This is a genomic window from Hymenobacter miniatus (genome assembly GCF_016427455.1).
Lineage (GTDB): Bacteria > Bacteroidota > Bacteroidia > Cytophagales > Hymenobacteraceae > Hymenobacter > Hymenobacter armeniacus.
In genome coordinates this window covers 22,196-29,427 of sequence record NZ_JAELXR010000023.1, presented here as the reverse complement: position 1 = coordinate 29,427, position 7,232 = coordinate 22,196, and the positions used below count along the sequence as shown (strand labels likewise).

The following is a 7,232-nucleotide window of genomic DNA, read 5'->3' as shown; positions in this document are numbered from 1 at the left end:
GGCGCCGGTTCGGCGCCGCACTGGCGCCGGTTCGGCGCCGCACTGGCGCCGGTTCGGCGCCGCACTGGCGCCGGTTCGGCCAGTTTTTATGTCCAAGACTTGATTCCCCTAACATCGTTTTAACTTTGATGCTTTGCCTATCTGCCCTATGGCCACCAAAGAAGCTACCGCTCGAATCAAAATCAACAAGCTATTGGAAGAAGCCGGCTGGCGCTTTTTCGATTCTGATGAAGGCAAGGCCAACATTGTGCTTGAGCCTAACATCAAGCTGACTACTGCGCAGGTATCAGCCTTGGGTGATGACTTCGGGAGTGTGAAGAACGGATTCGTCGACTTCCTCTTACTCGATGAGAAAAGTGCACCGCTGATTGTGCTGGAAGCCAAGGCTGAGGATAAGAGCCCGTTGGTTGGGAAGGAGCAAGCCCGAAAGTATGCCCGCTCTCAAAACTGTCGGTTCGTGCTACTTTCTAACGGAAACCTGCATTACTTCTGGGATTTAACGCAGGGTAGTCCCTATATTATTTCACGGTTTCCAGGGCCGGAATCCGTAGCTGGCTACAAGAAGTTTGAGCCGAACCCAGCGAAGCTGGTGGATGAGGCAGTGGATGCAGATTACATCGCCCTCACGCAGCAGCCGAACTACGCAAACGAAGCCGGTTGGAAAAACGAATTGGAGCGGCCGGACTTCATGGAGAGAAACAAGCTGCGCTTTCTGCGTGGGTACCAGTTACGGGCAGTAAAACGGTTGCAGGAAATGGTGAGCGAAGGCCATAGCCGCTTTCTGTTCGAAATGGCTACGGGTACTGGCAAGACCCTTACCGCAGCTGCCATCATTAAGCTGTTTCTACGCACCGGCAATGCACGGCGGATTCTATTTCTAGTAGACCGAATCGAACTAGAAGAACAAGCCAACAAGGCTTTCGTGCAATTGCTGAAAAACGACGCTAAATCGGTCATCTATAAAGAGCAACGCGACGACTGGCGCAAGGCCGAAATCGTGGTGACTACGGTGCAGTCGCTGCTTTCCAATGGTAAGTATCAGAGCCTTTTCGCACCCACTGATTTCGATTTGGTGATTTCCGACGAGGCCCACCGTTCTATCGGTGGCAATGCGCGGGCTGTATTCGAATACTTCATCGGCTACAAGCTGGGCCTGACGGCCACGCCACGTGACTACCTCAAACGTTTCGATACTATGGCCCCCACTACCCGCGACCCACGCGAGTTGGAGCGCCGGACGTTGCTAGACACCTACCGCACTTTCGGCTGTGAATCGGGCCAGCCCACCTTCCGCTATTCGCTACTGGACGGGGTGCGCGACGGTTTCCTCATAAACCCTTTAGTGGTAGATGCTCGCACCGACATAACCACGCAGTTGCTATCCGATGAAGGCTACACTGTGCTAGCCGAACAGGAAAACAGCGAAAAGGAAACGGAGGAAAGTTATTATCAGCGTGATTTTGAGAAGAAATTCTTTTCCGAAGACACCAACCGCGTGTTTTGCGAAACGCTACTGCAACACGGACTGCGCGACCCCGTGAGTGGGGAGTTTGGCAAAACCATCGTGTTTGCGGTAAGCCAAGCCCACGCAGGAAAGTTGACCCAAATCCTCAATCAGTTGGCAGATAAAGTATATCCTGGCCGCTACCAGTCCGATTTTGCGGTGCAGGTGACTTCGCTCGTGACAGGCGCACAGCAGTACACCATTAACTTCGCCAATAACAAGCTGTTGGGGACAGCCAACTTCCTGCCCGAGTACCGCACGAGCAAGGCCCGGGTGTGCGTTACGGTCGGCATGATGACCACAGGATACGACTGCCCAGACATTCTGAACCTGGCATTGGTACGACCCATCTTCTTGCCCTCCGATTTTGTACAAATGAAGGGCCGAGGCACCCGCAAGCATAACTTCTTGGAAGAATTGTTCGACAAGGACCAGCACGAGCTAGTGCGCCACCCGCGCAAAACGGCATTCAAGCTGTTCGATTTCTTCGCCAACTGCGAGTACTTTGAGGAACGGTTTAATTATGACCAAGTTCTTAAGCTACCCGCCCGTGCCACCACCACCAAGCGTGATGAAGACTTCGGCGGTCAGCCCGCAGCCGGTACCTACGAAGCCACCGAGGTAGATGCGGTGCGCACCTTGCTGGAGCAGCTTATTGGCTTGGATGGGATGAAAATTGACCGAATGTTCTTCGAGAAGTTCGAGGACCAAGTGAAGGCCGATGACACGCTGCGCCAACAAGTGGGAACTGGGCAATGGGAGCAAGCCACTGAGTACCTAGTTAATAACTTTTTCGACAGGCCACATGAGTATTTCAACCTCGAGAAGCTGCGCCGCGCCGCCGGTCTGGACCGCCGGTTGACCGTTCGCGAAGTGCTGGAAAAAGCCTTTGGCCGTATTACGTCATTTAAGTCGAAAGATGAACTGCTCGAGGAAGAATTCGAGCGTTTCGTGCTCAACTTCAACCCTGCTGATACTGGGCACATTGTGGCTATGAAGTACTTTTTCAAAGCTTACATCACCGATGGGAGATTGCGAACCATCCTTAGCAATGGCCGGCTCGGTGAACTGAACAACAACGCCAGCTTCAATATGAGGGACTACAAAGCCGTGCCAGACGGCTGGCGCAACCGCATTCCTGATTACATCAAAGACTACGTGTCGCTGAATCGCTTCTTATAGTAATTTCAGCACCTGCTTTTATAATCCTTACTTTCCTGTGTTAGATTCCGAAACCAAGCGCCGAATAGATTCCTGCCGCGATATCCTAGTGGGTAAAGTGCCTGACCCCAAGTCGCAGGTAGAACAGATTACTATTGCTCTCATCTACAAGTTCATGGATGACATGGACGCAGAAGCGGAGGAGCTGAACGGCAAGCGTACCTTCTTTGCCGGGCTCTTTGCCCGCTTTGGCTGGGCGCAACTCATGGCCCCGGGCATGGGTGGGCAAGACATACTCAACCTCTACTCAGAGGCCATCGCGAAGATGAATGAGAACCCTGGTGTGCCCACGCTCTTCCGGGACATCTTCAAAAATGCCTACCTGCCCTATCGGGACCCCGAAACGCTACGAGCCTTTCTCAAAGAAATCAACGCCTTCAGCTACGACCACTCCGAGCGGCTGGGCGATGCCTTCGAATACCTGCTGTCAGTACTAGGCGCTCAAGGCGACGCGGGGCAGTTTCGCACCCCGCGCCACCTAATTGATTTCCTTGTGGATGTGATGGACCCGCAAAAGCACGAAACCGTGTTGGACCCCGCTTGCGGCACGGCTGGCTTTTTGATTTCGGCCTATAAGCACATTTTGGCTCACAACCAAAAGCAGCAACCCGGCGACACGCTCACGCCTGAGGAGCGCAGTCGCTTGGTGCGCAACTTCCAGGGCTATGACATTTCGCCCGACATGGTACGCCTTTCGCTGGCCAACCTTTACCTGCACGGCTTCCCCGAGCCACAGGTGGAAGAATATGACACCCTCACCAGTGAGGACCACTGGAACGACACCTTTGACGTGATACTGGCCAACCCACCCTTCATGTCGCCCAAAGGCGGTATCAGACCCCACAAGCGGTTTTCGATGCTTTCTAACCGCTCCGAAGTTCTGTTTGTGGACTACATCGCTGAGCACCTAACGCCCCAGGGTCGGGCAGCCATAATTGTGCCCGAGGGCATCATATTCCAAAGCGGCACGGCCTACCGCGCCCTGCGCCACTTGCTCGTGAAGCAAAGCTTAGTGGCCGTGGTAAGTTTGCCAGCCGGAGTGTTTCAGCCTTACAGCGGGGTAAAAACCAGTGTCCTTATTCTCGACAAGCGCCTTGCTCAGCACACCGATGAAGTGCTGTTTGTCAAAATCGCAAATGACGGCTTTGGCCTAGGGGCACAGCGCCGCGAAACCACCGGCTCGGAGCTACCCGCCGCCACAGCCCAACTTCGCACTTGGTTCCACCATCTGAGCAATAGTGCTCTGAATGCTACTTCTCCTGACTTGGACGGGTTGCACTTGGTGAGCAAAAATCGGATTGGGGAGAACGGGGATTGGAATTTGAGTGGGGAGCGGTATCGAGAAAGTATCGCACAGATATCTTCTTTTGAAATGTTGCCATTTTCAAAAGTGTGTACACTTGAATATGGTGCTCCACTGCCTAAAGACAAACGTGTTCCAGGGCCTTATCCCGTTTTAGGTTCTAATGGCATTACAGGCTATCATAATGAATATTTGATAGAAGGCCCAGCCATTATTGTTGGGCGGAAAGGCTCTGCCGGAGAAGTGACTTTTGTTGATAAAAACTGCTACCCCATTGATACCACCTATTATGTGAAGCCAATATCACCTGAACGAGTGGATATGCGTTACTTACATCAAGTACTGCTAACTCTTGATTTGCCTAAGCTAAGGGGCGGTGCTGGAGTACCAGGATTGAATCGAAATGACGTATATGAAGCTCTTGAAATCCCACTGCCGCCGCTGGCAGTGCAGCAGGAAATCGTGGCCGAAATTGCGAGCTACGAGCAGCGTATGGAGAGATTGAAACAAGAAATCGCGGAGCAAGAAGAAAAGGTAAAAGCTGCCATTGGTAAGGTATGGGGCACAGGCGTACTAACAGCGTAACGCTTGAATTATGCTTGATGACGCCGCCCGCATCCTAGACCATCTGCCTAGCCGTTTTAAAAACGAGAAGGAGCAAGAGTATATCGACTTTTTGTGGCAAGCCTTTGCCCATAATTACGAGAACGGTCAGTACCAATTCTCCCTTCTGGCTTACCATATGCTCTTTATGAGCTGCGTGTACTGCGCTGTATGGCAAATCAAGGGCAGCCGTAAAAGCTTGTTTGAAACTGCATTAATACTACATCAGGATGAGAAAAAGATTCTTGATGCTACCTCACCATTCAGATTTAGCAAGGTGCAGGAACGGACAATTTTCACCCTGTTCCGCTTAGTTGATTGCGAGCATCAACACATTGGCAAACTGAAAAAGTTGGTGGATGACCGCAATGACATGGCTCATGCCAATGGCAGTATCTATTTTACCAGCGAGGCCAATGCCGACATCAAAATCAACGAAGTATTGGCATTGCTTGACGTAATTCAGGAATTGATGCGCCCTGTTGTGCAAGGATGCTTTGAACAGTTTCTAGTGGATAGCTACGACCCCGAGCTACGTGAGTACCCTCAGGAAGAGGACCAAATTCAGGAAGCACTGATTTATACCAACTACTTCTCACCACGCAATACCGAAGCTTGCCTGGGGTTTGACTTGAGCCGGCTGAGCAGTCATGAACATTTTGAGGCCATTCAGGTGCTGTTTGAGAGTTTCTCAGCTATCCATGCTGAGGCGTAGTTCAGTTAATGATAGCTCCGCTCCCTCATCTACGCGTTCGCAGCATCGAAAAGCTTATTGGCACGGCTCATGAGCCGCTGCTTGTGCTTACGGAAGGATATGAGGCATATTATCTGAAGTATCACAAGGGTACTAAGCCATACGAATTGCAAGCCGAGTGGCTCTGCCATTACCTGTTAGGCCTTTGGGGAATTGCTACACCGGAAGTAGCAGTTCTGCACACGCCTGAAGAATTGTGGAAGCGCCCGCCCAAATTTGCCGCACGGGCGGGGAGTTACTTGCATGGACCATGTTTTGGGTCGCTTGAAGTGCCATACGCGCACGACTCGATGGAACGGCTCCGCGAAACCACCGACCCAGCAATGCTCGTCAACGCGGGGGATTTGGTGTGGTTGTCTTTGTTTGATGCCTGGGTAGGCAACGATGACCGCTGGGCATCGCATCATAACCTGCTGCTGGCCCCGGCACAGGTGGGCAGCCGCCAACTCCGTTGCTGGGCCATTGACCATGCGTATGTATTCGGCAGACTGGACCCACAGCACCTACGGCCAAACTATCGCTACTTCGACCTAAACAAGAATCTAATCAGCGCTACTACCACTAGGGCCGTGATTGAGCAGCAGCGGGCAGCCCATCCATTGTTCCTAGCCGATGAACTGCGCCAAGGGTGTTACTTTCGCATCCGCAAATGCCAGGACCACTTTGCTGAAATATGTGACCAATTGCCTGATGACTACCGTTTAAGTGCGGTTCAGCAAACGAATTTGGCGGCTACGCTGTTCGATTCTTCCCGCCTCGATATTATACTAAAGGCTTTTTTGTCGTACCTGAATTTATGAGTTCCCAACTTGCCGCGTTTCACTTACTCGTCCGTATCGCTCCCAATCCGGTAGCTGGCGAAGCCGTGGCCGTGGGGCTCGTGTTTTTTGACGGACAGCGGTACCGGTTCCGTTTTTCTCCCCGCAAGCAGCGGTTGGCAGCCGAATTGGCCCCAGCCAGCCGCCGTATAGTGTACCAGCTAATTCAGCAGGTAGCGCAACGGCTGGAAGGGGATACGGAAGCTCGATTGCGGGGAGTGAAAGCCAACAGCCCCGAGCTGATTCAGTTGGCCGATTGGCAATACATGAACCGCTACTCTAATGGCCTGCTGCAAATCAGCAACCCGAACCCGGTAGCGCTATTTGAGAACGATGCTCCCGGCACTGTTTTCGAGCAACTGTATGGCCGGTTGGTTGAGAAAAGCAGAGTGGTTTCTGCCCCCAGCCTAGATGTATTCACTTCACCGGCTCCGGTACGGGCACTGGTTGAGCGGGTGAAAGGGTCCGTACATACCGAGTTGCATTTGACTGACCAACTGCTATCAGGACTGTTTTTTGAACTGGACTTGACTTGCCTGGGACTAAACGGTTCGTTCACGGCCGCGCATACCCTGCCGCTGGAACGGTTCACTATGCCCACCCTGCAACAGCACATCTTTGAATACGAAACGGCGGCACAAATCCTGACGCGGACGTACGAAAAGTCGTTGGAAAAGAGTGCATTTTATGTAATCTGTGATGAGCCAAGCCAGAGTAAGGACCCTGCTAAGCACAAGCTCTGGCAAGTGTTGAAAAGCCACCCAGTCCTTAAGACGTTGCCCACCTCCCAGGCCGAAGAAGTGGCTGAACGTATTGAGAAAACCAAGGCCCACCGCTTTTTGCGCCCCATTCGTCGCGGAAGTCGGGTAAGAGCTTTACAGGGCACTTAATCTGACCTTATTAAACGGGCTGGCATTTGGCCTCCCACTTATCGGCGGAGTTTGCCAATAAGTGGGAAGCCAAATGCCAGCCCGTTTAATAAGGTCAGATTACTTAGAACGGGTCCACCTGCAACGCCTGAATTTATCA

5 protein-coding genes are annotated in these 7,232 nt (G+C 52.4%); all 5 read left to right on the top strand.

Annotation, left to right across the window (positions count from 1 at the left end; all coding sequences use genetic code 11):
- The first annotated feature begins 148 nt into the window (after positions 1 to 148).
- From JAO73_RS22460 to JAO73_RS22440, 5 genes are read left to right on the top strand one after another with little or no spacing between them, the layout of a single operon-like run.
- A complete protein-coding gene (locus JAO73_RS22460; RefSeq protein ID WP_198979581.1) occupies positions 149 to 2,686 on the top strand; it encodes a DEAD/DEAH box helicase family protein in 2,538 nt (845 codons plus the stop codon).
- Between the two features lie 37 nt (positions 2,687 to 2,723).
- Positions 2,724 to 4,613, top strand: coding sequence for an N-6 DNA methylase (locus tag JAO73_RS22455; RefSeq protein WP_198979580.1), 1,890 nt, complete (start codon positions 2,724 to 2,726; stop codon positions 4,611 to 4,613).
- Positions 4,614 to 4,623: 10 nt separating this feature from the next.
- Entirely contained in the window at positions 4,624 to 5,346 is a 723-nt protein-coding gene (locus JAO73_RS22450; protein ID WP_198979579.1) for a hypothetical protein, read from the top strand.
- An 8-nt stretch (positions 5,347 to 5,354) separates the two neighbouring features.
- Positions 5,355 to 6,185 carry a HipA family kinase gene (locus JAO73_RS22445; protein ID WP_198979578.1) on the top strand — a complete coding sequence of 277 codons (831 nt, stop codon included), beginning with the start codon at positions 5,355 to 5,357 and terminating at the stop codon, positions 6,183 to 6,185.
- Positions 6,182 to 7,093 (top strand): DUF3037 domain-containing protein, encoded by a 912-nt coding sequence (locus tag JAO73_RS22440; protein ID WP_198979577.1) that lies wholly within the window; start codon positions 6,182 to 6,184, stop codon positions 7,091 to 7,093. Before JAO73_RS22445 ends, JAO73_RS22440 begins: the two co-directional genes overlap by 4 nt.
- The last annotated feature ends 139 nt before the right edge of the window (positions 7,094 to 7,232 follow it).